Source organism: Pseudomonas oryzicola (assembly GCF_014269185.2).
GTDB classification, from domain to species: domain Bacteria; phylum Pseudomonadota; class Gammaproteobacteria; order Pseudomonadales; family Pseudomonadaceae; genus Aquipseudomonas; species Aquipseudomonas oryzicola.
This window is the reverse complement of record NZ_JABWRZ020000001.1, coordinates 3,606,741-3,633,002: the sequence shown is the minus strand read 5'-3', so window position 1 is coordinate 3,633,002 and position 26,262 is coordinate 3,606,741. Positions and strand designations below refer to the sequence as shown.

The following is a 26,262-nucleotide window of genomic DNA, read 5'->3' as shown; positions in this document are numbered from 1 at the left end:
TATGCCCTACATGGAACAGCTGGAATCGTCCCTATCCGGGCTGGTTTCAGCTGGGGAGGCTGGGCGCAAGGGGGTGGATGGCATGCTGTCACCGCTCAATGGTGCTGTCGGCAGCATCACAGGCGCCGCATCCGAGCTGGAAAACATCCCGTTTGTCGGACACGAGGCCGGGGAAAAGCTAGGGCGCATCGTGCGTAGTATCAACGTGGCCCAGTCCCAGGTGGGGCAAGTGGCTTCGATGTATAGCCGTGCCGTCACCGGCGCCACCCAGGTGCAGGAGCGCCTGGGCACGTTCAAGACGATGGCGGCCAAGGTCACGGCCGAGGCCAAGCGGGTGGCGGGACTGGTTAGCCCGTCGCTGGCCAACATCCTACCTTCGGGCGGGCTGCTGGGCTCGGCCACGCCACTGCCCGAGGCGGTCGCGCCGTTTCCCCACCTGCTGATCATCCAGCCGCACGACCCCAAGCTACAGCCGTATTACTTCAACCTGGACACCGCCGCTTTTGACGAACTGCGCCGGCAGGCGTCGTTCCGCTGGGCCGGCCAGGAACGCTTGCGCCGCAGTGTGGCGCAGCAAGCCGTTGGCCTGGGTGAGGAAAAGATAACGCTCAAGGGCGCGATCTTCCCGCACCACAAGGGCGGCATTAAGCAGCTGACCGTGCTGCGCAGCATCGGCCGCAACCTGCAGGCGCTGAAGCTGGTCACGGGCTACGGCGAGGTACTGGGCGACTGGTGCCTGGTGAGCGTGGAGGAAGAACAGGGCCACCTGCTGGCAGGTGGCATCCCCCGGAAACAAGGGTTCACCCTGGAGTTTGTGAGCTATGGCAACGATCTGCAGAACGTCTAGCGGGGATTTGTTGGATGTGATCTGCCAGCACCATTACGGGCACCTCAATGGCACCGTCGAGGCGGTGCTGGAGGCCAACCCGGACTTGGCCAGGGAGGTGCAGCCGTACCGCGCTGGCCTGCTGATCCAGTTGCCCGACCTGTCGGCGCCGGCGGTGGAACTGCTGCAGCTGTTCGACCGATAACCCGGCGTTACGCGTAACGAGCCCCGCCCTGTGCGGGTTTTTCATTTCTGGAGCAAGCATGAAACCGACGTACCGTATCGTCGCGGATGGCAAGGACATTACCGCGCTGATCAATGACCGCCTGTTGCTGTTGCGGATATCGGACAAGCCCGGCATGGAGTCGGACGAGTTCGAGCTGCGCATTGACGACCGTGACCAGGCTGTTGCGCTCCCTGGGCGTGGCGGTCGGGTGGAGGTGCTGCTGGGCTATGAAGGCCAGCCCCTCAAGCGCATGGGCGCTTTTACCGTCGACGAGGTGCAGCTGTCCGGCCCGCCGGACACCATGACCATTCGCGGCAAGGCCAGCGACATGCGCGGCAGCGGCAAGACCGTGCGTAGCGGCAGCTGGGAAAACGTGCCGCTGTCGCAAATCGTCAACGATGTGGCCAAGCGCAACGGTTGGGAACCGGTGTGCCCGGTAACCACCAAGATCGAGCGCGTCGACCAGCGCAACGAGTCGGACTTCAACTTCGTCACGCGCCTGGCCAAGCAGTACGACAGCACCGCCAAAGTGGCCGAGGGCAAGCTGTTGGTCATCCCCCGGCAGGGTGGGAAAAGCATCAGCGGCAAGGCCCTGCAGGTCGTAACCCTCAACAAAACAGACGTCGAGCGTTACCAGTTTCGCCTCGGGGATCGCGGCGCGCAAAAGGCTGTGCGGACCCAGCACCAAGATCAGAAGACTGGTGCGCTGCAGGTGGTCCAGCTGGACAACGACGAGGCCCCCGACGGCCTGCCCCCGGTGCATACCGACCGCCATATCTACCCCGACAAGACCGCCGCCGAGCAGGCCGCCAAGGCGCGCCTGGCCGCGTTCAACCGCAGCACCGCCGGTGTGCGCCTGGAAATGGCCGGGCGTACTGACCTGTTTGCCGAATGCACGATCAACGCCCAAGGCTTCAAGGTCGGCCTGGATGGTGACTACCTGGTGGACAGCGTCGAGCAGGTATTCACCGCTAGCGGCTGGTCTACCACCGTGGAATGCAACGGCGGCAAGAAGGGCAAAGCCAAGGCCTCGGGCAAAAAGAAGAGAGACGACAAGCCGCTCAGGGTCGAGCAGCTGTAATCCCAAAGCCGCACGCGGCAGCAATCGGAGAAATGAATGGCTATCTCAGTACAACAGCTACACAAGATCTACCCGAACGCCGGCCCGAAAGCCGGCGTTTTTGTTCCCGGCCTCAACGCCACCATGGGTAAGTTCGCCATCATCACACGCCTGCGTATGGCTGCCTTCCTCGCCCAGATAGGGCATGAGTCGGGCCAGCTGCAATACGTGCGTGAGCTTGGCAATGACAGGTACCTGTCGAAGTACGACACCGGGCGTCTGGCCCAGCGTCTGGGCAACACGCCTGACGCAGATGGAGATGGCCAGTTCTTTCGAGGTCGTGGCCTCATCCAGGTAACAGGCCGCTTCAACTACGAAGCCTGCAGCGAGGCTCTGTTCGGTGACAGCCGTCTGCTCAATACACCGGAGCTGCTCGAGCATCCGGTCTATGCATCGATGTCGGCCGGCTGGTTCTGGCAGAAGGAGGGGCTTAACAGCCTGGCCGACAAGGGCGACATGCTGGCCATCACGAAGCGGATCAACGGCGGTACCAACGGCCTGGATGATCGCATGGCCATCTACAAGCGAGCCCTGGAGGTGCTGCAGTGATCGCCTGGGGCGGTCGCCTGTTCGCCGTGGCGACCTTGGCGCTCGCTTGCGCCATCGGTGCCCGGGCAGCGTGGGTATGGCAGGCGAACGCCTATGGGAAGCAGCTCGCCGAACAGGCTGACGACCACCGCAAGCAGCTGGCGGAAAAGGATCGCCTGCACGGCCGTGAACGTGAGGAGGCAGCTGCAGCTGCGCTCAACCAACTGGCAGAGCAGCAGGATGCGCGCCGCGCCCTGGAGGCTCGCCTGCAGGATCAGAACAACACGCACTGGAAGGAAATGAACGATGCTCAACAAGCTCAGGCTCGTCTCCGTGACCGGCTTGCTACCGCTGATTTGCGGCTGTCAGTCCTTGTCGACACCGGAGCCCTTACCGCCCAGGGTTGTGACCGTGGGATGCGAGAAGCCGCCGGCTCCGGAGGCGTGGTACATGGCGCCGTACGCGCCCAACTTGACCGAGCGCATGCTCAACGAATTGTCGCCATCACCGATGAAGGCGACCGGGGACTGATTGCGCTGCAGGCCTGCCAGGCCTACGTCCGCGAAGTCACCAAGTGAAAAGAGGCGAGCCGGGTGGATGCGCCAACATCCAGCCCGGCCCGCCGAACCCGCAGACCCTTCCTGCAAGTCCAGCCGTGGCCTCTGCCTTGTGCACAAAGCGCGGCGAGCCTAACACCTGTTTATCCATACAGTAAAGACTTGCATACCTATGACCTCTCCAATCATCCCCTGGATGGGTGGCAAACGCCGCCTGGCCGACCGCTTGATCCCTCTATTCCCCCCTCATGAATGCTATGTCGAAGTCTTCGCCGGCGGAGCCGCGTTGTACTTCATGCGTCCCCAGCCCGCCCCGGTGGAGGTGCTGAACGATCTCAACGGTGACCTGGTCATTCTTTACCGCGTTGTGCAGAACCACTTGGAGGAGTTCGTGCGCCAGTTCAAGTGGGCGCTCAGTTCCCGTCAGATCTTCGAATGGCAGAAGATGACCCGTCCCGAAACGCTGACGGACATCCAACGTGCTGCCCGGTTCTTCTACCTGCAGCAGCACGCTTTCGGTGGCAAAGTCACCGGGCAGACGTTCGGTACCGCGACCACCGGGCCGGCCATCAATCTGTTGCGTATCGAGGAAAACCTATCCGCCGCGTGGCAGCGACTCGCCGGCACCTACGTCGAGAACCTGTCCTGGCTCGCCTGCGCCGAGCGCTACGATCGAGCACACACGTTCTTCTACATGGACCCGCCTTATTGGCAGACCGCCGGCTACGGCGTGGATTTCCCCTTCGAGGAGTACGAGCGCATGGCGGACTTCATGCGGCGCTGCAAGGGCAGGGTGATGGTCAGCATCAACGACCATCCAGACATTCGGCGTGCCTTTGACGGCTTCCACTTCGAGTGTCTGGATATCCGCTACAGCAATACGAACCAGCGTCAGGGCAAGGCCGATGTGACGGGGGAACTGGTTATCATGAATTGGGACCCAGCCCCGCTAGGGCAACTGTTCTGATACCTGCACAGGCTCGATGAGCTCTGCTCCCTGATTGCGCACATTGCCAACCAGCTTGCTCACTGGATGCCACTTGAAGTCGCCGGCTGGGCGGCAGCCCAGCTGTGCGATCTCTTCGGCGCGCGCTGCTGTTGTAGTTGGATCTATCCATTCCCTGGCCAGCTCGGGCCTTAGGACAAGTGGCTTGCGGTCATGGATATCGACCATGCCTTGGTCGGCTGCGGCGGTGATAATCACAAACCCGTCGCGGTCGTCGGGCTCGATCCCTTCATGCACTTCAGCCAGTGCTGCGAAGAACAGCGGCTCATCGTCTGCAGCCGCTATGTAATAGGGCTGTTTCCGCTTCGGATCGGCTGGGTCGGGTATCCACTCGAACCAGCCGTTAGCCGGTGCGAGAGCGCGGCCTACTGGCCATAGCGCCCTAAAGAATTTCCCTGTCATCACCGTCTCGGCCCTCGCATTAATCGGGTCGGGACGCTTCCCCTTCGCCCAAAAGGGTGCCCATCCCCATTTGACTCGATCCACCCGAAGCCCTGCAGCGTTCTGCCGGATCAGCTCGACCCGTGTTGATGGCGCGACGTTATAGCGGTTGATCCGATCATGGTCATAGCCATTGATCACCACCAGATCGAGTGCCAGCTGCCTGAGGTAAACATCCATTGCCTCGTAGATCGAGTACCTTCCGCACATACTCACCTCTAACGTTTATCGGGATCCTCTCGCTCAGACATTGACCGGAGCGCGATCTATCAGTTAACTGTATGTTTATACAGTTTTCCGAGTCCGTCCATCATGTCCATCACATTTTGGGGAACGCCAATCGGTGGCCCCACGCAGTTGCCGGTGTATTCGTTCCGCGTGCCTGCAGGCTTCCCGTCGCCGGCGGCGGATCACCTCGAGCGGCACATTTCCCTGGACGAGCTCTTCGATCTTCGGGCGCCGCATATGTACCTGGTGCAGGTTGAGGGCGACAGCATGCAGGGCGCCGGCATTTACTCCGGGGATTTGCTGATCGTAGATCGTAGTCGTGATGCCGAGCACGGTGACATCGTGATAGCGGCCATCAACACGGAGCCGGTCTGTAAGCGGCTATACCGGGGTAACGGTGTGGTGATACTGCAATCTGAAAACCCAGCCTATCCACCGAGGTATGTGATGGAAGGTGATGACCTTGTGATCTGGGGTGTGGTCCGCTACAGCGTGCGTGACCATGCGCAGTGACCAAGTGTTCGCGCTGATTGACTGCAACTCGTTCTATGCGAGCTGTGAGCGTGTGTTCCGGCCGGATCTGGCCAAGACTCCCATCGTGGTTCTGAGCAACAACGACGGTTGCGTGATCGCCAGGTCATACGACGCGAAGCCGTTCGTCAAAATGGGCGCGCCTTATTTCCAATGCAGGGACACACTGCAGCGGCATGGCATCGTGGCCTTTTCATCAAATTATGCGCTTTACGGAGACATGAGCGAGCGCGTCATGTCGCTGATTGAGTCGATGGTGCCAGCCGCAGAGGTGTATTCGATTGATGAGTGCTTTGCCGATCTGACTGGGGTCCAGGGCAGTCTCACCGAGTTCGGCCGCCAGGTGCGGGCCAAGGTGCTCAAGTGCACCGGCATCCCGGTAGGGGTAGGTATTGCCCCTACCAAGACACTGGCAAAACTGGCCAACCATACCGCGAAGCGCCTGCAGGCGCAGACCGGAGGCGTGGTTGATATTTGCGACCCGTTCAAGCGGGACTGGGTGTTGCGCAACACCGAGGTCAAGGAAGTCTGGGGGATCGGCCGGCGGATGACGGCGCACCTTGAGACGATGGGAATTCGCACGGCGATGGACTTGGCCAAGACGGACCCGTGGACTCTGCGCCAGAAATTCAGTGTGGTCGTTGAGAAAACAGCCAGAGAGCTCGCCGGCACACCGTGCCTTGAACTCGAGGAGGCTGCCCCGCCCAAGCAAGAGATTTGCTGCAGCCGTATGTTTGGCAAGCGCCTGACTGAATTGGCGCCGATCAAACAGGCGGTGGCCAGCTATGCCGGCCGAGCGGCCGAGAAACTCCGGGCGCAGGGTTCTGTGTGCAAGCGTATGCGAGTGAGCATCCGCACGGGCATGTTCAACCCGGACGAAGCCAAGTATGCCAAGGGCGTGTTGGTGGAGCTGCCGTATCCCACCAACGATACGTTGCTGCTCACCAGGGCGGCCACCGAGGCGGTGGAGCAGGTCTACCGGCCAGGGTATCGGTACAGCAAAGCCGAGGTGCTACTGATGGATCTGCGGCAGCCGGGCGAGTTCACCGATGACTTGTTCGCGGTGACGCAGCCGGTGGCATGCGACCGGCTGATGTCGGTGCTGGACGCGATAAATGAGAAGTACGGCAGGGGAACGATGCGTTCGGCCAGCGTCCCACGCGCACCCGATTGGGGGATGCGCCGCGAGATGATGAGCCGTTCGTATACCACTCGAATCGACCAACTTTGGCGGGTGGGGTAGGTTGATCAGAGCTTGTATGGTTTTGTGTGTAGAGACATCATTTGGTGGTGAGCTCTCATGTGAGGAAAACCAATGGTTACCGCTGATCTGATCGCCATTCTCCGAGCGGAAATCGCTACTGCTAGGCGGAACGGCTTATCTGAGGTTTCGCTTGATAGCCTTTCGAAACTAATCGACATCATCGAGGCGGATAACCAGAATTCTCCGGATGGAGTTGACCGATCGCAGGAGGCCCTTGAAAGATTCAAGTCAATCCTGGGGGATTGGCAGAACAACAATCAGCGCGATCATGAAACCCGGTTAGAAATGCTGCGCGCCACAATTAGCACCTCACACCTTGCTATTAAGAGCGCTTTACTCATCAACGGTGGCGCGGCCGTTGCGTTTTTGGCATTCCTCGGTACGGCCTGGTCAAGATTCCCGAGTGCTGCCGTTAAGGAGCTTTTTGCCGGTTCACTTGGATACTTCATCGGGGGCGTAATGTTAACTGGCATCGGCGCTGGTTTGGCCTATATCTGCCAAGCTGCGTTCGGAGGTGAACTGGGGAAGTATGGCGACAAGATCGCCGAACCGCTGCGGTGGTTGGCCACCCTGTTAGTCCTGGGTTCATTCGTGTTGTTTTATCTGGGGTGCAGCGCAGCGATTAAGGCGTTTGTGATGGCCGGTTGATAGTGGTGGGGGTGTTCTGTCTGCGGCGAAATTTGAGAGCCGTCGCTGGCTGAGTTTTCGCTCACCCCCGCAGGCGTTCTATGCCAGATGAAATTGCTTCAGCGTGGATGTCGAGGGTTGCTAAGGCGGCCATGACGTTTTCATGTATGTGAACTGAGCCGCGATGGCTCACCCATAGCGAGAGCTCCTCCAGAGCTGCTCTGATGGCAATCTGATTCAGATGCAACAGCTCAAGGGTGTCAGCTACGGTCGAGGCTTGGTCATCCATGCGCCTGCTCCAGGTACGAGAATTTTTAAGGCAAAATTAGGGCGATACCAAGGCGTGTGAGGCCGACTGGGTGTTGCGTGTGGGGCAAAATCGGGGCAAATATACGCCATTTTACCCCAATGCATACTCTGGTGCTGGAAGGCAAAAAGGCGCTTAAGTCCCAGTAGTCCGGGGTTTGGCGCCTTCCTGTTGTGACTATAACGCAAGCAGAGTGTGTGGCTTCGAATGGCTCTAGGAAGTTACAAATTATCCAGTAGCCACTTGTTCGGACAAATGCTTTTGCTCCAAGCGGCAGTTCGTCCCGATTGAACGATGAAAACCCGGCCGTCGCTGCCTTGGCTTTCAACTAAATTCTTCAGCTCGTCTCGCAAAAACTTAGGTTCTCTGTCTGTGACGACTGCCCATAAGTTCTCGGTGATTTGCACGTGATCTCCGTATGTGCTGAGTACTATCTCCACCCCTTGGAGAAGTTCAGGGATTGTTGCCTGACAGCAAACTATAAAAGTAGCCATTACTAATCCTTTGCAAAGTAGTAGCCAATCACCATTGAGACGATTGGAATAATACTCTGCAGAACGTTGTCTATGATTTTCTCTCCGCGAGACGTTAGTTCTCCGTCGGCTACAAATGCTGATGCGAAAACAGCGGCTACGAATAGAGCCAAAACAAGCAAGATCGACTTTGCGAGCCCGATCTTAGCCTCGCTAATATTGAAGTTGCCCACGTCTTGTGCGGCTAGAGAGAACTCTTCATGGCTTTTAGGCATGTATTATAATCCGAGAATCCTGCCCACGATTTCGACTTCATCTTGCTCGTTTTCTTTTGCGACAGCTAAGAAACGACCTTTGCTCTTTTCATTCTCTGCAAGATTGAATAAGGCGAATGCGCGTCGGATGACTTCATTCTTTGAGATTTTCTCTTTTCTAGCAGTCGCCTCGACCAATGCTTCCATTTCTGGCGACAGGTTTACGCTCATTCTAGACATTTGAATTTCTCCTTTAGACGCGGCAAAATAGCAGATCGCAGTGACACCATCATGGTGCATTTTTGGTGATTTTGCAATCAATTTGACAAGGAACCGGGTAAGTGGCTAGCGAAATTGAATCTGGGGATGCAAAAAGCGAGCCACTTCCGCCTCGAGATCCTGCGCAGACAGATCCTATGCCAGAGAAGACAGTTGGGGGTTCTGGGGAGTTCCCTCCTGCTGACGGACTGGAGTCACTCGTCGAGTCCCCTGCTTACGCGGAGCCGGAGGAGGGTATCGCCAGTGATGATGACAAGGGGGAGACGCCTGGTTCTGATGGTGACTCCTTGACCCATCTTCGGATGCCGGTGTCCAGCGCAGCCATTTTTGAGTTTTTGAAGACCATTCGCTCGCGTCAATCTGATGGCGCTGAGGATGATGTCGCCAATCGAATTGACCCGGTTCCGACACCCAAGCCTGAGCCTAAATCTGAGCGCAAGATTCGTAACTTGTCTTACGTTTCAGAATTGGTCGAGAAGGCGCCAACTGATGAGCTTCTACTCGCAATGATCGAGAAAGAAATCTCGGAAATTGTGAGTGAACATGATGTTCTCGATAAGTTTGAGGTCATGTTCATTTATGATCATGCTCCTCTTAATCGTACTCATGCGAGCGCCATGTATCAGGGCTTGTCAATATGTAAGAAAAATAAAGACGTGCTGGTCGTGTTGAAGAGCGTTGGGGGTAAGGTTGAACCGGCTTATCTTATGAGTAAGCTGTGCAATCGTTTCAAGAAGGACAAGTTTTTTGTGGTGGTTCCGGCGGAGGCTAAATCAGCAGCTACGCTGTTTGCGCTTGGCGCTGACGAGATTCACATGGGGGCTATGAGTGAGCTAGGCCCTATCGATCCGCAAATCAATGACTATCCAGCGCTGGCGTTTTCGAGCGCTTTAGAAAAAATTGCACAGATTGCCCAGTTGTATCCAGGGGCCAGCGATATGCTCGCTCGGTATTTAAAAGATAGCGGCTTGAATATTCAAGATTTGGGCCACTACGATCGTATAACTGAGTCATCAACTCAATATGCGATGCGATTACTAGAATCGAAAATTGAGGAAACCGAAGGGGCGGAGCGTGTAAGGGATCTGGCAAGTTACTTTACAAATCACTATAAAGATCACAACTTTGTTATTGATGTAGAGGAGGCTCAGAAGCTGCTATCTAAAGAGGTGGTTAAGTCAGAGACTGATATTTATCATGCATGCCATGAGGTCCATAGGTTTATTGAACTGGCTGAGTTCTCGCTTAGTGTAAAGGGGCGAGCTAAGAAGGTCGTCGCAATGGGGCGTCGGTTTCATCTGCGCACTCTTGATAAAACCGCATCCCAGGAAAAGAAGTAGGCTACCGTCCTTCTGTTATGGGGCTGCCCGATCCGCCAGATGGAGCTTGGCATAGCGCATCCTCGATGAGATGGATGCTAGCGGGTGCTGGGAAGGTCCGCCTCTTGCTCGTAGCGTATGGTAGGAGCTACGGCGCAGGCCCACCATTTCGCTAGCGAGGGCAGTTGTGAGGCGTCCAGGTCAGCGCTACCCATCACAATTAGGTCATCCCGTCTAGGCGATACGACGGCATCCAGCCCGCTAAATAAAGCTAGAGCCCTAGCTGTCTAGGTACTGGTCCATGTCCAGTTCGGGAAACTTGCGCGTCATGAATTGCAGCGCATCCGGGTCACGGTTGTCCCGATAACGTCGTACGGCATTCAGGACATCGATTCCGCTCCACATCTCAGTCCATAGGATTTCAGGTTTGTGGCGCAGTAAAACCTTCAGCGCCTCCAGAGAAGTACCGCCCAAAGTAGTTACATGTCTTGCCGCTGAACGCCCGTGACGGTCGACAGCGTCAATATCGGCTCCCGCCTGCAACAGGCGCTCCATGATCTCGGGGTGATGTCTGCTGGCCGCCCACATCAAGGGTGTCATTCCATGGTAAAGCGGGTCCTTGAAGGGTTCGTCCGGATGCTTCCCGGCTGATAACAGCGCTTCGACCACTGTCAGGTCACCATTCATCGCCGCTAGCGCCAAGGTGCCATCCTCGGCATACATCCCGCCACGTCGCACTAGCTCCACAGCCAGGGCGGATTGATTGTAGCCGATGGCACAACGGACAGCGGATTCTCCCCATTCGCCACGCAAATAACGCAACCTCCACGGCTGCGCCAACTGCAACGCGGCTTGGTGATTGCCAAGTTCGATCTCTTGAAAAAGTCGAGAACGAATGGTTCGGCGAAACCAATGGTTCAAATGGTAAGAGTTCCAGTTTTCAGGAATAGTGAAAACGAAAGTTCTCCACCCAGGGATCCGTATAACGAAAACACTTGCCATTATGCACTCGGCGCTGAAATAGGTGGCCATATGCTACCACCACGCGTTGCACTCCAGAACCCACAGCTTTTACACGCACTCCTGAAACACCTCATGTGTGCCGACGCAGCCGACGCGATGACGCATTACCAAAAAGCGCAGGCCGATAGCAGCATCAGAGAGTTCATCTAAAAGTGTCCCAGTTAGGCCGAATGGAAAAATGGTTGGTACGAAATTGGTACGAAAATCGTTGGCTTAGGATGAAACGCCTGTAAACGCTGGGTCGGGTGAAGAACCAGCCCAATCCATCATCGGCGCGACAGAAAATCTCCTGACTACCGTATCGCCTGGGGTTGCCGGGTTTTCTGCTTGTTTCTGTTGCATTTCTCAATCTCTGATTGTTGCCGCTTCGTTCCGGTTCTTGCCGGTTTTGCTACTGCGGCTGCTGCAATGCAGCAATCGCAAACAGCCGTGTAGCAAATCATGGGAGCCATCACGCAGCGCAAGCGCAAGGACGGGTCTTCTGGCTTCACCGCCCAGATCCGCATTATGGAGGAAGGGAAGGCAGTTTATCAGGAAAGCCAGACGTTCGACCGGAAGGCGACAGCGCAGGCCTGGATCAGGAAGCGCGAGGCCGAGCTGGTGCTGTTCGCGCTGTTCTCCACCCGCCGCCAGGAATAGATCACACGGATTCGCTGGGATGCGCTCAACGAGCAGGAGCAGACCGCGCTGATTACCGACATAAAGAACCTCGGCCAGAAGTACGGTAACGACGTCTGGTGCCACACCGCTGTGGTTGCTGATCTGGTTGTTCATCGGTTGCTGATCGTTTGGACTAACCATCCCATGCCGCGTGTGGCAGCTGAAAAACCAAGGGTCCAATGGGGCTTACAGCGCCGATGCTGATCAGGCGATCAACGAGCGAGCGGACCTTCTGCCTGGTAGGGGATCCAGACTCGTGCCGCCCGCGAGTGGGAGCAATATGAAACGAGCACGACTCTCTGCAACTGGGCGCTGGCCGATGTAACGGCTTGCCTGGCTGTCATGGGCGACCGCGTTGACTCGGGAAGCCTCTCCCCGATCGAGCGCGTTGCTCAGAAGGCCTCCACCGCCCTGGCTGAAAAGCTGATTAAGGTGTGGGAAACTGCCGTTTCATTGGGCGCATGATCGACACGAAGATGACTGAGCTTTGATGGGGGACTCGATGATAAGGAAATTGAAGAAGCCGCTGCATTGGGTTGGAGTTTTGCTGATCGGAGGAGTTGCCATTGCCCTAGGCAAGGGGGTAGGAGGCTATTTCGCCGAGCCTGACCAGGACGAACTTCTTAAGGCCGCCATGACAAAGGGTATTCAGCTTATAAACACCAAGGCCCCAATGAAGATCGATGAATTCGCCACCTTGGTTCGAGCCGAGCAAGGGCCAGGTAGCAACGTGATCGTCCACTACGAGCTTGCGAAATTCGATGAGTGGGGCGCGTCTGCCGACTTAGCTGCGTGGAAGGCTGATGTTCTCGAAACTGTGTGTACCATGTCCAAGCAGCCGATGGCAAAAACTCTGAGCATGGGCGTAGTGTACAACTACGTCTATCATGACGAGCGCGGCAAAGAGGTATACCGCTTCAAGATCGGTATGAGTGATTGCACATAGAAAGCAGTTCCGAAAAACGATCCGCCCCGAGCGGGATTTCTTTGCCCGCTAGAAATTTTTTGCGCTTGACGCAAATCCAACTCTGCGCATAACGCAATCCCTGTTCTGCGCAGGGCGCAGATTCATGGTGGAGAGCCGGAGCCTGGCCATCTATAACCGCTGGGAGGACCGCCTGCACGGCCGTGAACGTGAGGAGGCGTGCGGCTGCGCTCAACCAACTGGCAGAGCAGCAGCATGCGCGTCGCGTCCTGGAGGCTCGCCTGCAGGATCAGAACAAAACGCACTGGAAGGAAATGAACGACGCTCAACAAGCTCAGACTCGTCTGCGTGATCGGCTTGCTACCGCTGATCCGCGGTTGTCAGTCCTTGTCCACACCGGAGTCTTTGCCGGCCAGGGTGGTGACCGCCGTACGCGCCCAACTTGACCGAGCGCATGCTCAATGAATTGTCGCCATCACCGACGAAGGCGAGCGGGGGCTGATCGCGCTGCAGGCCTGCCAGGCCTATGTCTGCGCAGTCACCAAGTGAAAAGAGGCGAGCCTAGTAGATGCATCAACATCAGGCCCGTCGACCCCGCAGAAAAGCGCGGCGAGCCTAACACCTGATTATTCAGTAATGACTTGCATACTAGGCGCTGTAATGTCGTAGACACCGGCACCAGCAAGCCCGCGTGACCAATGCGCCAAAACTTTCCGCCAGCTTGCAGTAGCGTGTATCCGGGCGGCGGTTCTGCCTCAGCCCTACGGGATCGATTATCTTAGCTGACTATGGAACTCTTTTTCAGTATTTCCCTTGACGCTGAATTTTTTCGCGACTTTACTGTTTATGCAGTATCGCGGCGGAAGGAATCCGCACCGTATGCATGTCATTCCATGGAGTGGACATATGAAATCCTCTCTTTATATCGACAGATTTGTCTCATGTCTGTCAGATCACACGTGGTTCGCCGTCATTCTGTTCAGGTATAAGGCGCAGCGCGTCCAATGGATTGAAATCAAACTCTGGTTATTGGGTTGTCCATCATTCAGGTAAGAGTGATTGCTCCCGATTCCAGGCTTTGTGCGCACCAAAGAAAGCTCAACATAACCTTTGAAATTACAAGGAGTGTCATCATGGGTTCTATTACTGATCATGATCAGCTGATCGCCTGGGTTCAATCGCTGGATATTCCTGAGTCCACCAGGACTGTTGCTCGGGCACGCAAAGCGGCGGTTCGCGCCAAGAGTGAAGAAGAAGGAGCGGCAGTGGTGCGCGGTAGCATCACATCGTTCGTTACCGGATTGGAGCAGCAAGCGCGGGAGGATGTGCAAAACAGTACGCTGCTGATGCAACTGGCGGCCGACAAGAAATACAACCCCGATACGCAGCGGGAGCAGTGGTTCAAGTTCTACACCGACGGTTTGGCCAACCTGGGCTGGGGGCGCGTCAGTTCGTTGTACCAGCAATACAACCCGCGTAACACTAATGTCACCATGGATGAAGTGGTGCTGGAGGTGATCGCTGCGGTTGTAGGGGCTGACAGTGCTGTGTACAAGGTCACCCAGAAAACCTTCGCGGCTCTGGAGAGCAATCCGAAGAATCAGGGTGCGCTGAAGCTGTTCGACAGTACCACCACTCGCGATGACATCGGCACGTTCCAGATCCTTCCGGTCATGCAGGACCGCGATGGCAACGTGGTCATGGTGCTGACCGCGGTCAACGCCAGCACCACCGTGCAGAAGGGTAGCTTCCTGTTCTGGAGCTGGAGCAAGACCACGGCCTGGATGTATCGCGCTGCGCAGCAGACGGTGCTCAATGAATCGGTGTACGCGCGCGTGCGTGAGTCGGTGATCCAGAAGCTGGGCAAAAATGCTGAAGATTTTATCGATGGTCTTGATATCTGACTGACCACAGTGGGGCTGGTGTTCGAGGCTGGCCCCACTGGCTTTGCACAGGATAGGTTCACGGAGGAACGGTCATGGCGTTATCAGTCGATGAAGTTTATGTGGTTTCGGGTAACCTGCTGTCTGCAATGCCCAAGCTCGTTGACCCAGGGGTATTCGAAGATTTTGCCAATTCCAATTTGCTCTGCCAATTGGCGGCGGACAAGAATCAAGGCGCGCGGTTTGTTGATCCGCCCGCCTGGCTGGATTTCTACAGGAACGCATTGGGCAAGGTGTTCTGGAGAATCATAAGTTCGGGGACGGTCAGTTTCAACATACCGCCTCTGGTTCGCAGTATAACGATAAAGGAAGTACTGGAAAAAACGTTCTATAAAACACTGGATCATGAGGTTGCGCTGCAATTCGATGACAGTATCGAACGTTTGGAGGAACAATCGGAAGCGAGTGATGCTGCACGTTTGTACCGTGCAAAGACCCAGGTCACTTACAAATCCGACGTCTCGGATTCAGCAGCCCGACCGCATCCCATCTCGTCCATCAACCTGCAGGTCAGCGTGGTGCAAGGTGGAGATAAAATATCGGTTTGCAGTGTCTACTTTACAACCTTGGCTGACATAGAGAGTGATGTGTTTAACCAGAAGTTTCTAGTCAGCCAGTTACGGGGAAATGTCAGTGTAAGTTCGTTTGATGCGAAATTGCTGGAGTCGAGTTACGCCGGCATCCGACAGAGCGTTATTGAAAAGTTGGGGCCTGAAAATATCCGCGAGAACATCATCCCGGTGTCAACCGAGGTGTGCTCCCTCGCGGGCCCTCGCCATGCCGGTGCCAAACGGTTCATCCAGGAGCTGGAAATCTAGGGGCTGTATGAATTGTGTCTGTGCGAAGGCCGAACAAGGCGAAACGGGGGAGGAAGCGGAGTGTGCTGGAGGACATGAGCGTTCCGAGCCCCGTTTCAACGCAGTATGGGCGAGTGCAGATACACTTCGTACAGAGCCTGTGAGCTTTCCAGTCATCTCGCTGGATGGGCTTGGCCCAGCCATGCGTCTGGATGAGTGGTGGTCGGCCTTCAAGCTCCTCAACCCCCAACCTATTTCAGCGGAACGTAAACATCCGTCTCCCACTGCTCCACCGGTGTATCCGGATACACGCTCAAGTAATGAAAGAACAACGGGTGGTCACGCAGCTCTTCATTACTCGACGGCAACCAGTCCCGATACAGCGGATAGATCGTCTCGCCGATGTAGTCCGGCGACCCACGATGGCGAACAACCGCACAGCGCCCTGCCGGCAAGGTCAGCTCATGCACTCCAAGATCATTGGCCAGCAAGGCCCCGTCAATCTCCCCGCAAATCGCGAAGCGAAAATCCTGCGCCGGGGTGGTGTCCGGGTTGTCGTACGGAATGCCGAAGGTGCGGCTGCTGGCCACCGGTGACTGGCCACTCTGCAGGCGCCACTGGCGAAAACGCGCGACGCTGTCGCCGACGCTGGCCGGCGCGCCGCGGTGTTCGAGCGCGGCCACACGGGTTTCGGCAAAGTCCACGATACGTATCTGCATGGTAATACTCCTGGATAACTGGGGAACAACGAATACCGCACTCCAGGTGTGCCAGTTAGGGGCCTTGGCGAACACGCTCGGTGTCATGCCGAAGGCTCGCCGGAACGCCCTTGCAAAGGCCTCGGGGCTTTCGAACCCGGCCGCCGACGCGGCTTCCAGTACCGAAGTGGCAGGCGAGGCGGCCAACTGATGGGCCGCGCGCCGCAGACGCATCAGTTGCACATACCGAGAAACCGGCACGCCCATGTACGCCGAAAACTGCCGATGAAAGTGAAACGCCGAGAAGTGGGCGATCCGGCTCAAGGCCGCTACCGACAGGTCACCTTCAAGATGGCTGTCGATATAGGCAAGCACGGCCTCGAACCGTTTTGCGTAAGCATGGCCGTGCTGTTGGTCAGTCAACGAACGATGTCTCCGGAGGTGCGGTGGGCGCTAGCATCCGCCGTTTCGCCAGTATTGTGCCTAGCCGTGGTTGCTATTTTCCAACACCTCGGGCGTTCAGAGCGCGCCAATGCGATCCAGCGCCTTCTGCAACCCGTCGCGATCCAGCGAGGCAAACGGCAAGCTGAAGAACGCTTCGCAGCGCTTTTGGATGTGCGCCAGGGTGGCGCGGAAGGCGGCGTCGATCAGCGTTTCGTCACCCTGGACCTCGGACGGGTCTTCCAGCCCCCAGTGGGCTTTCAGCGCGGCGCCGAAGTATACCGGGCAGGCTTCGCCGGCGGCCTTGTCGCAGACGGTGATGACGATGTCCGGCGGGTTGCCTGCAAAGGCATCGTTGCCTTTGCTGCTGAGGCCCTCGGTGGCTATGCCGGCGCGCTGCAGGGTGGTGAGGCTGCGTGGCAATACCTGCCCCCTGGGGAAACTGCCGGCGCTGATCGCCTCGAACCCTGCAGGCGCCATATGGTTGAACAGGGCTTCGGAAAGGATGCTGCGGCAACTATTGGCGGTGCACATGAACAGAACTCGCATGGAAACTCCTCGCGTGGGGCGAAATATCAGAGGCTCAGGCGCAATGCCAGCGCCGACAGGGTGATCAGCAGCACCGGCAGGGTCAGCAAAATGCCGACCTTGAAGTAATACCCCCAGGTGATGCGCACTCCCTTGCGTTCCAGCACATGCAACCACAGCAGCGTGGCGAGGCTGCCGATCGGGGTGATCTTCGGCCCCAGGTCACAGCCGATGACGTTGGCGTAGACCATGGCCTCGCGCACCAGTCCCTCGGCGCCGCTGGCCTGGATCGACAGGGCACCCACCAGCACACTGGGCATGTTGTTCATCACCGATGACAGCAGCGCCGACAGCAGGCCGGTGCCGATGGCCGCGCCCCACACGCCATGCTCGGCAAAGCGCTCGAGCAGGTGGCTGAGGAAATCGGTCAGGCCGGCGTTCTTCAGGCCGTAGACCACCAGATACATGCCAAGGGAAAAGATCACCACCTGCCACGGCGCTTCGCGCAGCACGCGGCGGGTGGAGATCCGGTGGCCGCGCGCGGCGACCGCGAACAGCAACGCGGCACATACGGCCGCGACTGCGCTGATCGGGATACCGAGCGGCTCCAGGGCGAACAGGCCGACCAGCAAGACCAGCAGCGTCCACCAACCCACCACGAACGTCGCCTGGTCGCGAATCGCCGCCCGCGGCACCTGCAGGGCCTCGACGGCGTACTGCTTCGGCAGGTCGCGACGGAAGTACAGGAACAACACCAGCAAGGTGGCAGCCACGCTCGCCAGGTTCACTGGCACCATCACCGAGGCGTACTCGGCGAACCCCAGCCCGAAATAATCGGCGGACACGATGTTCACCAGGTTGGACACCACCAGCGGCAGGCTGGCGGTGTCGGCAATGAAACCCGCAGCCATGACGAATGCCAGTGTGGCTGCCGGCGAGAAGCGCAAGGCCATCAGCATCGACATGACGATGGGGGTGAGGATCAGCGCCGCCCCATCGTTGGCGAACAGCGCCGATACCGCGGCGCCCAGCAGCACGCAGAAGGCGAACAACCGGTAGCCGCTGCCGTTGGCCCAGCGCGCCACGTGCAGCGCCGCCCACTCGAAGAAACCGGCTTCGTCCAGCAGCAGGCTGATGATGATGACGGCGATGAAGGTGGCGGTGGCGTTCCAGACGATGGCCCACACGGTCGGGATGTCGCTCAGCGATACCGCGCCGGCCGCCAGCGCGATCAGCGCACCGAGCGCGGCGCTCCAGCCGACGCCAAGGCCCTTGGGTTGCCAGATGACCAGGATCAGGGTGAACAGGAAAACGGAAGATGCGACTAGCATGGCACGCTCGAAGAAAGTGGTTCAGCAGCAGGAGGTGGTTCGGACAGGGCGACCGTCCATGTTCTGCAGGCGCTCGGTGTTGGCTTGCAACCATTGGGCATTGGCTTTCAGGGTCACCTGCAGCAGCTCGATGGCCCAGCCGGGCAGTGCCGGATTGAGGCGGTAATACACCCACTGGCCCTGGCGGCGGTCCAGCAGCAAGCCACTGCTACGCAGTTGCGCCAGGTGCCGGCTGATTTTCGGCTGGCTGTCGCCCAGGGCGCACATCAGCTCGCACACGCAGAGCTCGCCGAGGCTGGCGATCAGCAGGGTGGCACGCGCGCGGGTTTCATCGGCCAGGCTTTTGAAGAGTTCTGGAGGACTGATCATGCTGGGGCTCGTTACATATGGATGGGCGAATATACGGATTTTCATATGTTTTTCGCAAGCAGCGGATAGCCCGCGGGCCAGACGGCTTGCAGCATGGCGCGCTTGTCATGAAGGTCTGCGGACTTGACTCGTGAAATTTTTAATGTATTTTTTCATGAAAAATAACTCTAAAAATTTCACGGCAGTCCGAATCGATGAAGATGCACGAAGAGGTTGAAGCCCTCGCGATCCTTATTCACGACCTGCGCAAATTCAAGAACCTGACTCTGGGCGAGCTGGCTGCGCGCATCAATCGCTCGGTTGGCTTCCTTTCCCAGGTCGAGCGCGGGGTTTCGCGCCCGAGCGTGGCCGACCTCACCGCTATCAGCGAAGCGCTCGGCGTATCCACCGGGTATTTCTACAACCTGAGCAAGCCCCGCAGCATCAGCTGGGTCACGCGCCCTCACGAACGGCGCACGCTGTACCTGGGGTCGGGCATCACCGATGTGCTGGCCTCGCCGACCATCACCGGTGCCTTTTCCGTGCTCGACAGCCATCTTGAGCCAGGCGCCTGCAGTGGCGAGCCTCACCTGACCGACCGTTCCGAGCAGGGGGGCTTCGTGCTCGATGGCGAACTCACGGTATGGCTGGATGACGGCGACCCCGTGACCCTGCAGGCCAACGACTGTTTCCAGCTGCAACCCCACGCGCAGCTCCGTTACGCCAACCTGACGGAAAACATCACCCGTGTGCTCTGGGTCTTCAACTGAATTCGTTCACCTCACAAGGACAAGAAGATGAGTGTCATCTTTCCGGATCTGCTGACAGAAGTGCGCGCATTCCGCGCCAAGTACCCAGAAGTACGTTATGTCGACCTGATTGCGCTGGATATCCCCGGGCACTTCTACGGCAAGCGCTACCCCATGGACATGCTGGAAAAGGTGGCTGCCGGCACGCCGCTGAAACTGCCGCAGAACTGTGTGCTGCTGGGAACCCAGGGTGGCCTGTACCCGATCGGGGAATACTGCTTCGCCGATGGCGACCCGGATGCCGCCCGGCGCCTGGTGCCGGGTACCCTGAAGCCGGTGCGTTGGGAGCAGGAAGTGATTGCCCAGATGCTGATCACCTCCGACGGGACTGCCAAGCCGATCGAGTTCGAACCCCGTGAAGTACTGGCCCGCGTGCTGCAGCGCCTGGCCAGGCGTGGCATCCATCCAGTGGTAGCCTTCGAACTGGAGTTCTACCTGTTCGACCGCCAGCTCGCCAACGGCCTGCCGCAGTATCCGCGCGACACGGCGACAGGCGACCAGGATGACCAGCCAAACATGCACATCGAGCGGTTGTCGCGCTTTTCGTCGGTGCTGCACGAAATGGTCGACGCTGCCAACGAGCAAGGCGTGCCGGCCAACGTGATCACCGCCGAGCTGGGCCCGGGCCAGTTCGAGATCAACTTCTCCCACAGCGACGATGCCCTGAGTGCGGCGGACTGGTCGGCGCTGTTCTGCCGCAGCACCCGTGGTGTCGCGATGAAACATGGCTACCGTGCCAGCTTCATGAGCAAGCCGTACCTGGACGCGCCGGGCAGCGGCATGCATGTGCACGTCAGCCTGTACGACAACGCCGGCAACAACATCCTGGCGGATGCCGAGCAACGCAAGCTGCGCCATGCCGTGGCAGGCTGCCTGGAGTTGCTGCCCCACTGCATGCCGATCTTCGCCCCCAACCACAATGCCTACCGCCGCTACGGCGCGATGGTCAATGCGGCGAGCAAGGCCAGCTGGGGCTTCGAAGATCGCGATGCGTGCATTCGCATCCCCGAGTCCGATCCGCACAACCTGCGCATCGAACACCGCCTGGCGGGTGCCGATGCCAACCCTTACCTGGTGCTGGCGGCCATTCTGATCGGCCTGGAGCACGGCCTGAAGCGAGGTGTCGAACCCATTGCCCCGCTGAACGACAACCGCCAGAGCGGCATCGATTTTCCCAAGGAGGCCTTCAGCGCCCTGGCCGCCATGCGGCACCACCCGGTGGTCAACCAAGGGCTGGGCAGTGAGTTCGTGATGGTCTATTGCGAAAACAAGTACCAGGAGCAACTGGACTTCATGCGCCACATCGATGCCCGTGAATACCGCTGGTTCCTGTAGACACCAGGGTTCCCCTGAGCCCTCTCTTTCTAGCGTTTCAATACAACGCGCAACAAGGATTTGCCGGAGGAAGATATGCCACGTGTGCCCGTGATCGGCATCACCGCATGCACCCGCGTGATCGAGCTGCATGCCACCCAGACCATCAGCGAGAAGTACGCACGTGCGGCGGCCAAGGCGGCGTGCGGGTTGCCAATCGTGATTCCCAGCCTCGCCGACCTGATGGACAGCGCCGATATTCTCGACGTGGTGGATGGCCTGATCTTCACCGGTTCGCCGTCCAACATCGAACCGTTGCACTACAACGGCCCGCCCAGTGCTGCGGGCACCCATCACGATCCGCTGCGGGATGCCACCACCTTGCCGCTGATGCGTGCGGCCATTGCCGCCGGTGTGCCGGTGCTCGGCATCTGCCGTGGCTTTCAGGAAATGAACGTGGCGCTGGGTGGCACCTTGCACCAGAACGTCCACGAAACCGGGCTGTTCATGGATCACCGCGAAGGCAACGGCGAGCCCATCGAAAAGCAGTATGGCCCCCGGCACGCGCTGCATATCGAACCCGGCGGCATGCTCGACCGCATGGGTTTGCCGGCGCTCATCGAGGTCAACTCCATCCACGGCCAGGGCATCGATGTGCTGGCCGCCGGGCTGCGGGTGGAAGCGCTGGCACCCGATGGCTTGGTAGAAGCGATCTCGGTGGAGAACAGCAAGGGGTTTGCCCTGGCCGTGCAATGGCACCCGGAGTACCAGGTCATGGATAACCCGCACTACCTGACCATCTTCCAGTCCTTCGGCAAGGCCTGCCGGCAGCGTTCGGTACTCCGTCAGAAGCTGATGCTGTCCGCCTGAACGCGATCGTGCGCAACTTACAAAAATACGGCGCAGCCCGGCTGCGCAAGCAGATGGAGTGAGATCAATGAGTGAACAGAATCCCCGGACCCTGGCCTGGCAGGCAATGAGCCGCGATCATCACCTGGCGCCGTTCAGCGATGTCAGGCAACTGGCCGAGAAAGGTCCGCGCATCATCACCTCGGCCAAGGGCGTGTACCTGTGGGACAGCGAAGGCAACAAGATACTCGATGGCATGGCCGGCCTGTGGTGCGTGGCGGTCGGCTACGGCCGCGATGAGCTGGCCGAGGTCGCCAGCCAGCAGATGAAGCAGTTGCCGTATTACAACCTGTTCTTCCAGACTGCGCACCCGCCGGCGCTGGAACTGGCCAAGGCGATCGCCGATGTCGCCCCGCCAGGCATGAACCATGTGTTTTTCACCGGCTCCGGCTCTGAAGGCAACGACACCGTGCTGCGCATGGTCCGCCATTACTGGGCGATCAAGGGCCAGAAGCAGAAGAAGGTAATCATTGGCCGCATCAATGGTTACCACGGTTCCACCGTGGCCGGTGCGGGCCTGGGTGGCATGAGCGGCATGCACCAGCAGGGCGGGCTGATCCCGGATATCGTGCATATCCCGCAGCCGTACTGGTATGGCGAAGGCGGCGACATGACCGAGGCCGACTTCGGCGTGTGGGCGGCGGAGCAACTGGAGAAGAAGATTCTCGAGGTTGGCGTGGACAACGTCGCTGCTTTTATCGCCGAACCGATCCAGGGCGCCGGTGGTGTGATCATACCGCCGCAAAGCTACTGGCCCAAGGTCAAGGAGATCCTGGCCCGGTACGACATCCTGTTCGTTGCCGACGAGGTGATCTGCGGCTTCGGCCGAACTGGTGAGTGGTTCGGTAGCGACTATTACGGCCTCAAGCCCGACCTGATGACCATCGCCAAGGGCCTTACCTCCGGCTACATCCCCATGGGTGGTGTGATCGTACGTGATGAAGTGGCCAAAGTGATCAGCGAAGGCGGCGACTTCAACCACGGCTTCACCTATTCCGGCCACCCGGTGGCGGCCGCAGTGGGCCTGGAGAACCTGCGCATCCTGCGTGATGAGCAGATCATCGAGCAGGTGCGCAGGCAAACCGCGCCTTACCTGCAGCAGCGTCTGCGCGAGCTGGCCGACCACCCGCTGGTGGGCGAGGTACGCGGCCTGGGCATGCTCGGTGCGATCGAGTTGGTGCAGGACAAGGCCAGCCGCACCCGTTACCAAGGCAAAGGTGTCGGCATGATCTGTCGCCAGCACTGCTTCGATAATGGCCTGATCATGCGCGCCGTCGGCGATACCATGATCATCGCGCCACCGCTGGTGATCAGCATGGCGGAAATCGACGAACTGGTGGAAAAGGCCCGCAAGTGCCTGGACCTGACGTACGCGGCTGTCAGCTAAGCGCCAGGCAGCGTCATCGGGGCCGCAAGGCGGCCCCAATCGGCTCAGGTGAAATCTTGCTTTGTGCAATGAATCCTGTACTTTTCAGGGCACCAATTTTCCTGTCCGATAGTCGCGATTCAACATGAAAGTGCACGAAGAGATCGAAGGCCTGGCCGTACTGATTCGCGACCTGCGCAAGTTCAAGGGCCTGACACTGGGCGAACTGGCTCAGCGCATTGGCCGTTCGGTCGGTTTTCTTTCCCAGGTCGAGCGGGGCGTCTCGCGGCCAACCGTGGCCGACCTCACCGCTATCAGCGAAGAACTCGGTGTCTCGACCGCCTATTTCTACAAACTGGACAAGCCTCGCGAGCTCGACTGGGTCACCCGGCCGCACGAGCGCCGTACACTTCATCTGGCCGGCGGCATCACCGATGTGCTGGCATCGCCCACCATATCGGGGGCGTTCTCCATGCTCGACAGCCACCTGGAGCCTGGCGCCAGCAGTGGTGAGGAGTACCTGGACGACAGCTCGGAACAAGGCTGTTTCGTGCTCGAAGGTGAACTGACCGTCTGGCTGGATGGCGGTGAGCCGGTAACGCTGCGCGCCAGTGACAGCTTCCAGCTGCAACCCCATGCCAGTTTTCGTTACGCCAACCTGACCGACAAGCCTACCCGGGTGCTCTGGGTGTTCAGCTGAGTCGATAGCATTCAAGGCCTGTAACGGTTATTAACGCGCTTGGTCATAAAGCGCAGGATCTTGCGGCTGTCAGGGAGACTGCCAGCACGCCAGGAAGGAACCTTCACATGTCATACCGACTTGCCATTTTCGACTTTGACGGCACGCTCGCTGATTCCTTTCCATTCTTCGTTGCGGTGTTCAACCAGGTTGCCGACAAGCATGCCTTCAACCGCATTCACCCGGAAGAACTGGACGCCTTACGCAAACTGGGGGCCCGGGAGATCATGTCGCACATCGGCATGCCGCGCTGGAAGTTGCCGTTGGTAGCGCGAACCTTCATGGGCCTGATGAAGAAACATCGCAGCGCGATCGCACTGTTCCAGGACATCGCCGATACGTTGCGCCATCTTGATGAGCAGGGGCTGATCCTGGCGGTGGTATCTTCCAACTCCCGGGACAATGTCACGCAAGTGCTGGGCCCCAGCTGTCGACATATCCGCGTCTTCGAGTGCGGGGCTTCCATTTTCGGCAAGGCATCGCGCTTGCGTCGGGTCATGCGCAAATTCGCCGTGGCGCCAGAGCAGGTCATCTATATCGGTGACCAACCTACCGATGGTGAAGCCGCCGCAACGGCCGGTATCACCTTCGGCGCGGTTGCCTGGGGCTACGGAACCCATGAAGCATTCGGCATGCTTCACGACCATGAGTGGTTTGCCGAGGTAGGCGAATTACGACGCCTGGCAGCAAGCCCTGAACCTTCGGCAGTTGGCAGTTTCAAGCCACCTCAGGCACATGAATGATCTCGGCTTTCGTCGCTGAAGAGCTGGCCAAGCAGCCTTCAGCGTCTTGAAGACACTGCGGGGCCCATCCGGAGCTTCGCGGTCTATCGCTGGCTCAAGGCCGCAATCGAAACGCCGGAGGCGACGAAGGTGAGCCCTGCGCTCACGTTCAGACCATTCACCAGCTGCGGCCGTTGGTACCGATAGCGGGAAAGCACCGTGGCGAAAACGCCCGGGACGCCGGCAGACCTGAGCAGCAATGCAAAAAAAGGTTAACGCAATGGCCGGCGTGTCTCTAATATGAAGCGCTTTCGTACGAAACGAAATCGATCACTGGCAAAGGAATGCATCACCATGAACAACCCCGACCGGGCCTTGCTGGGCTCAGGGCTATTGATTCCAGTCTGGCTCCTGCTTGGCGTATCACTCACTTCGCTTGGCTATCCTGGCTACAGCCACCTCGATCAGGCGATGAGCCAGTTAGGGGCGACAGGCGCCCCCACTCATGCGTATTCCGCGTGGGTGAACAATTTTCCTTTGGGGCTGCTGTTCGCGCTTTTCGCGTTGGGTGTGGCGCGACGTTTCGCCGGTTCGCGCCTGGCCCTGTTCAGCGCCGCGTTGATATTGCTTCACGGCCTGGCCAGTTTCGCCACGGGCCTGTTCGCCTGTGACGAGGGCTGCACCCCGGCACAGCCGTCCATTTCCCAGCACATCCACAATGCGGCGGGCCTGGTCATGTTCCTCTCGTTGACGCTGGCGAGCGCGCTGTGGTGTTTTCTGGGCAAGCGATTGCTCTGCTCGCCGGTGTTTGTTGGCTTCTCCGGGCTTTGTCTGGTCCTGGCAATCGCCACCGTGGCGATGATGGGCAAAGCCATGGCGGACGGGCACGGGTTTGGCCTGTATCAACGACTCAATTACGGCGTGTCTGTGGTCTGGGTCGCTGCGCTGGCATGGGCTGCGCTGCGGGGCAACCAGACACAGTCCGCAGCGCTGCTCCAGCGGTAGCTGTGAGCGCCTGCCGGCCCTGCATGGACAAGGCAGTGGGCTGACGCCGGGGCCGAGCGGTTTGGCACCCTGCCAGTATTGTCTGATCAGCGCGCAGGGTTTAGCTTGCAAGGTTCTTTTCAAGGAAGATTTGCCAATGAAACGGACCCTGCCGCTGTTATTCGCCTGCACGCTCTTCCCTTTGCAAGCCTGGTCGGCGCTGGAAGTCGGCCAGTTCACCCTGGGCATGCCCAAGCCCCAGGCCACGGCCATCCTGCAGCAGCAGTTCGGCGAAGTTAAGCAATTCACGGGCTATCACTACCAGGTGCCCACCGAGTTCGTTCAGGGGCGTAAGCCGAAGGGCGATTTCAACCTTGGCGGGATTCCCATCACGCAGGTGAAGGCGTCGTTCAACGAGGCCGACCAGCTTCGTCAGGTGGAGGTGCGGCTGGCCAGCACCGACGAGGCGCGGGTTCAGCAACTGCTGCCGATGGCTCGGCAGGCCAGGCCTGTGCCGAACAGCGGTGGCCGGCTCGAGGCGTTTTCTGCCGACGGTGAGCTGGTGTACTGGGTGTCCAGGGATCGCGGCTGGACAGTGGTGACCATCGCCGACAAGGCCAGCTCGGAGCAGAACATCAAGGCCCGGGCCAGGAGCGATGAACGATTCGTCCAGCCGAACCGCAAGTTTGACAAGCTGATCGAGACGGCCGAAGCGGTGGAAGGGAAGCACTGATCGCCA

General features: G+C 58.8%; 30 protein-coding genes and 3 pseudogenes. 22 read left to right on the top strand and 11 right to left on the bottom strand.

Annotated elements, in window-relative coordinates:
• Position 1: 1 nt before the first annotated feature.
• From HU760_RS16705 to HU760_RS16680, 6 genes are all read left to right on the top strand, one after another.
• Positions 2-847: a phage tail protein gene (locus HU760_RS16705; protein WP_186678534.1), complete on the top strand. Its 846-nt coding sequence runs from the start codon at positions 2-4 to the stop codon at positions 845-847.
• Positions 822-1,031 (top strand): tail protein X, encoded by a 210-nt coding sequence (locus HU760_RS16700; RefSeq protein WP_019098343.1) that lies wholly within the window; start codon positions 822-824, stop codon positions 1,029-1,031. The genes HU760_RS16705 and HU760_RS16700 overlap by 26 nt, the downstream gene beginning before the upstream one ends.
• Before the next feature lie 58 nt (positions 1,032-1,089).
• On the top strand, positions 1,090-2,133 hold the full coding sequence (locus tag HU760_RS16695) for a phage late control D family protein (RefSeq protein ID WP_186678530.1): 1,044 nt from the start codon (positions 1,090-1,092) through the stop codon (positions 2,131-2,133).
• Positions 2,134-2,169: 36 nt separating this feature from the next.
• Positions 2,170-2,721 carry a glycoside hydrolase family 19 protein gene (locus HU760_RS16690; RefSeq protein WP_186678528.1) on the top strand — a complete coding sequence of 184 codons (552 nt, stop codon included), beginning with the start codon at positions 2,170-2,172 and terminating at the stop codon, positions 2,719-2,721.
• Entirely contained in the window at positions 2,718-3,278 is a 561-nt protein-coding gene (locus tag HU760_RS16685; RefSeq protein ID WP_186678525.1) for a lysis system spanin subunit, read from the top strand. Before HU760_RS16690 ends, HU760_RS16685 begins: the two co-directional genes overlap by 4 nt.
• Before the next feature lie 151 nt (positions 3,279-3,429).
• The gene (locus HU760_RS16680) at positions 3,430-4,224 is read left to right on the top strand and encodes a DNA adenine methylase (protein ID WP_161750978.1); all 795 of its coding nucleotides are present in this window, start codon (positions 3,430-3,432) and stop codon (positions 4,222-4,224) included.
• On the opposite strand, the gene HU760_RS16675 is transcribed toward HU760_RS16680, so the two are convergent.
• Positions 4,207-4,914, bottom strand: coding sequence for an SOS response-associated peptidase family protein (locus HU760_RS16675; RefSeq protein ID WP_186678523.1), 708 nt, complete (start codon positions 4,912-4,914; stop codon positions 4,207-4,209). The genes HU760_RS16680 and HU760_RS16675 overlap by 18 nt on opposite strands.
• A gap of 102 nt (positions 4,915-5,016) precedes the next feature.
• On the opposite strand from HU760_RS16675, the gene HU760_RS16670 reads away from it, so the two are divergent.
• From HU760_RS16670 to HU760_RS16660, 3 genes are all read left to right on the top strand, one after another.
• The gene (locus tag HU760_RS16670; RefSeq protein WP_186678516.1) at positions 5,017-5,445 is read left to right on the top strand and encodes a LexA family protein; all 429 of its coding nucleotides are present in this window, start codon (positions 5,017-5,019) and stop codon (positions 5,443-5,445) included.
• Positions 5,435-6,706: a translesion error-prone DNA polymerase V subunit UmuC gene (gene umuC / locus HU760_RS16665; protein ID WP_186678514.1), complete on the top strand. Its 1,272-nt coding sequence runs from the start codon at positions 5,435-5,437 to the stop codon at positions 6,704-6,706. Before HU760_RS16670 ends, umuC begins: the two co-directional genes overlap by 11 nt.
• Positions 6,707-6,778: 72 nt before the next feature.
• Complete coding sequence (locus tag HU760_RS16660; protein WP_186678507.1) at positions 6,779-7,375, top strand: hypothetical protein; 597 nt, start codon at positions 6,779-6,781, stop codon at positions 7,373-7,375.
• Between the two features lie 61 nt (positions 7,376-7,436).
• Here the strand turns inward: HU760_RS16660 and HU760_RS16655 are convergent, their stop codons facing one another.
• Both HU760_RS16655 and HU760_RS16650 read right to left on the bottom strand, forming a co-directional pair.
• Positions 7,437-7,643, bottom strand: coding sequence for a hypothetical protein (locus HU760_RS16655; protein ID WP_186678505.1), 207 nt, complete (start codon positions 7,641-7,643; stop codon positions 7,437-7,439).
• A 769-nt stretch (positions 7,644-8,412) separates the two neighbouring features.
• Positions 8,413-8,628, bottom strand: a complete 216-nt coding sequence (locus tag HU760_RS16650) for a ribbon-helix-helix protein, CopG family (RefSeq protein WP_186678503.1) — start codon at positions 8,626-8,628, stop codon at positions 8,413-8,415.
• Between the two features lie 101 nt (positions 8,629-8,729).
• Between HU760_RS16650 and HU760_RS24605 the strand changes: the two genes are divergently transcribed.
• Positions 8,730-10,007, top strand: coding sequence for an SDH family Clp fold serine proteinase (locus HU760_RS24605; RefSeq protein ID WP_186678498.1), 1,278 nt, complete (start codon positions 8,730-8,732; stop codon positions 10,005-10,007).
• Between the two features lie 258 nt (positions 10,008-10,265).
• Here HU760_RS24605 and HU760_RS16640 read toward each other — a convergent pair whose 3' ends face one another.
• A complete protein-coding gene (locus HU760_RS16640; protein ID WP_186678495.1) occupies positions 10,266-11,018 on the bottom strand; it encodes an ankyrin repeat domain-containing protein in 753 nt (250 codons plus the stop codon).
• Between the two features lie 336 nt (positions 11,019-11,354).
• Entirely contained in the window at positions 11,355-11,783 is a 429-nt protein-coding gene (locus tag HU760_RS24760; RefSeq protein ID WP_186678493.1) for a hypothetical protein, read from the bottom strand.
• A 400-nt stretch (positions 11,784-12,183) separates the two neighbouring features.
• Between HU760_RS24760 and HU760_RS16630 the strand changes: the two genes are divergently transcribed.
• Together HU760_RS16630 and HU760_RS24500 are read left to right on the top strand one after the other, a co-directional pair.
• The gene (locus HU760_RS16630) at positions 12,184-12,615 is read left to right on the top strand and encodes a hypothetical protein (protein WP_186678492.1); all 432 of its coding nucleotides are present in this window, start codon (positions 12,184-12,186) and stop codon (positions 12,613-12,615) included.
• A gap of 163 nt (positions 12,616-12,778) precedes the next feature.
• Positions 12,779-13,143 (top strand): annotated as a pseudogene (locus tag HU760_RS24500) (lysis protein); the annotation flags it as partial.
• A 99-nt stretch (positions 13,144-13,242) separates the two neighbouring features.
• Here the strand turns inward: HU760_RS24500 and HU760_RS16625 are convergent.
• A pseudogene (locus tag HU760_RS16625) lies at positions 13,243-13,341 on the bottom strand (IS5/IS1182 family transposase); the annotation flags it as partial.
• A 386-nt stretch (positions 13,342-13,727) separates the two neighbouring features.
• On the opposite strand from HU760_RS16625, the gene HU760_RS16620 reads away from it, so the two are divergent.
• Together HU760_RS16620 and HU760_RS16615 are read left to right on the top strand one after the other, a co-directional pair.
• On the top strand, positions 13,728-14,498 hold the full coding sequence (locus HU760_RS16620) for a hypothetical protein (protein WP_186678488.1): 771 nt from the start codon (positions 13,728-13,730) through the stop codon (positions 14,496-14,498).
• Between the two features lie 74 nt (positions 14,499-14,572).
• A complete protein-coding gene (locus tag HU760_RS16615) occupies positions 14,573-15,355 on the top strand; it encodes a hypothetical protein (protein ID WP_186678486.1) in 783 nt (260 codons plus the stop codon).
• Between the two features lie 230 nt (positions 15,356-15,585).
• Here HU760_RS16615 and HU760_RS16610 read toward each other — a convergent pair whose 3' ends face one another.
• The 4 genes from HU760_RS16610 to HU760_RS16595 form a co-directional block, all read right to left on the bottom strand.
• Complete coding sequence (locus HU760_RS16610) at positions 15,586-16,455, bottom strand: AraC family transcriptional regulator (protein ID WP_186678483.1); 870 nt, start codon at positions 16,453-16,455, stop codon at positions 15,586-15,588.
• A 96-nt stretch (positions 16,456-16,551) separates the two neighbouring features.
• The gene (locus HU760_RS16605) at positions 16,552-17,022 is read right to left on the bottom strand and encodes an arsenate reductase ArsC (protein ID WP_186678481.1); all 471 of its coding nucleotides are present in this window, start codon (positions 17,020-17,022) and stop codon (positions 16,552-16,554) included.
• 26 nt (positions 17,023-17,048) lie between these two features.
• A complete protein-coding gene (locus HU760_RS16600) occupies positions 17,049-18,332 on the bottom strand; it encodes an arsenic transporter (protein WP_186678480.1) in 1,284 nt (427 codons plus the stop codon).
• Positions 18,333-18,353: 21 nt separating this feature from the next.
• Positions 18,354-18,701 (bottom strand): metalloregulator ArsR/SmtB family transcription factor, encoded by a 348-nt coding sequence (locus HU760_RS16595; RefSeq protein WP_186678478.1) that lies wholly within the window; start codon positions 18,699-18,701, stop codon positions 18,354-18,356.
• A gap of 194 nt (positions 18,702-18,895) precedes the next feature.
• Between HU760_RS16595 and HU760_RS16590 the strand changes: the two genes are divergently transcribed.
• The 6 genes from HU760_RS16590 to HU760_RS16565 all read left to right on the top strand — a co-directional run bounded on the left by HU760_RS16590 (position 18,896) and on the right by HU760_RS16565 (position 24,560).
• Positions 18,896-19,450 (top strand): helix-turn-helix domain-containing protein, encoded by a 555-nt coding sequence (locus HU760_RS16590; RefSeq protein WP_186678465.1) that lies wholly within the window; start codon positions 18,896-18,898, stop codon positions 19,448-19,450.
• 27 nt (positions 19,451-19,477) lie between these two features.
• A complete protein-coding gene (locus HU760_RS16585; RefSeq protein ID WP_186678462.1) occupies positions 19,478-20,824 on the top strand; it encodes a glutamine synthetase family protein in 1,347 nt (448 codons plus the stop codon).
• Positions 20,825-20,899: 75 nt separating this feature from the next.
• Positions 20,900-21,673: a gamma-glutamyl-gamma-aminobutyrate hydrolase family protein gene (locus tag HU760_RS16580; protein ID WP_186678460.1), complete on the top strand. Its 774-nt coding sequence runs from the start codon at positions 20,900-20,902 to the stop codon at positions 21,671-21,673.
• A gap of 67 nt (positions 21,674-21,740) precedes the next feature.
• Complete coding sequence (locus HU760_RS16575; protein ID WP_186678459.1) at positions 21,741-23,099, top strand: aspartate aminotransferase family protein; 1,359 nt, start codon at positions 21,741-21,743, stop codon at positions 23,097-23,099.
• A 124-nt stretch (positions 23,100-23,223) separates the two neighbouring features.
• Positions 23,224-23,778 carry a helix-turn-helix domain-containing protein gene (locus tag HU760_RS16570; protein WP_170029128.1) on the top strand — a complete coding sequence of 185 codons (555 nt, stop codon included), beginning with the start codon at positions 23,224-23,226 and terminating at the stop codon, positions 23,776-23,778.
• A 107-nt stretch (positions 23,779-23,885) separates the two neighbouring features.
• On the top strand, positions 23,886-24,560 hold the full coding sequence (locus tag HU760_RS16565) for an HAD hydrolase-like protein (protein ID WP_186678457.1): 675 nt from the start codon (positions 23,886-23,888) through the stop codon (positions 24,558-24,560).
• 83 nt (positions 24,561-24,643) lie between these two features.
• Here HU760_RS16565 and HU760_RS24495 read toward each other — a convergent pair.
• Positions 24,644-24,772: pseudogene (locus HU760_RS24495) on the bottom strand (LysE family translocator); the annotation flags it as partial.
• A 121-nt stretch (positions 24,773-24,893) separates the two neighbouring features.
• On the opposite strand from HU760_RS24495, the gene HU760_RS16560 reads away from it, so the two are divergent.
• Together HU760_RS16560 and HU760_RS16555 are read left to right on the top strand one after the other, a co-directional pair.
• The gene (locus HU760_RS16560) at positions 24,894-25,544 is read left to right on the top strand and encodes a DUF998 domain-containing protein (protein WP_186678455.1); all 651 of its coding nucleotides are present in this window, start codon (positions 24,894-24,896) and stop codon (positions 25,542-25,544) included.
• 136 nt (positions 25,545-25,680) lie between these two features.
• Positions 25,681-26,256: a hypothetical protein gene (locus HU760_RS16555; RefSeq protein WP_186678453.1), complete on the top strand. Its 576-nt coding sequence runs from the start codon at positions 25,681-25,683 to the stop codon at positions 26,254-26,256.
• The last annotated feature ends 6 nt before the right edge of the window (positions 26,257-26,262 follow it).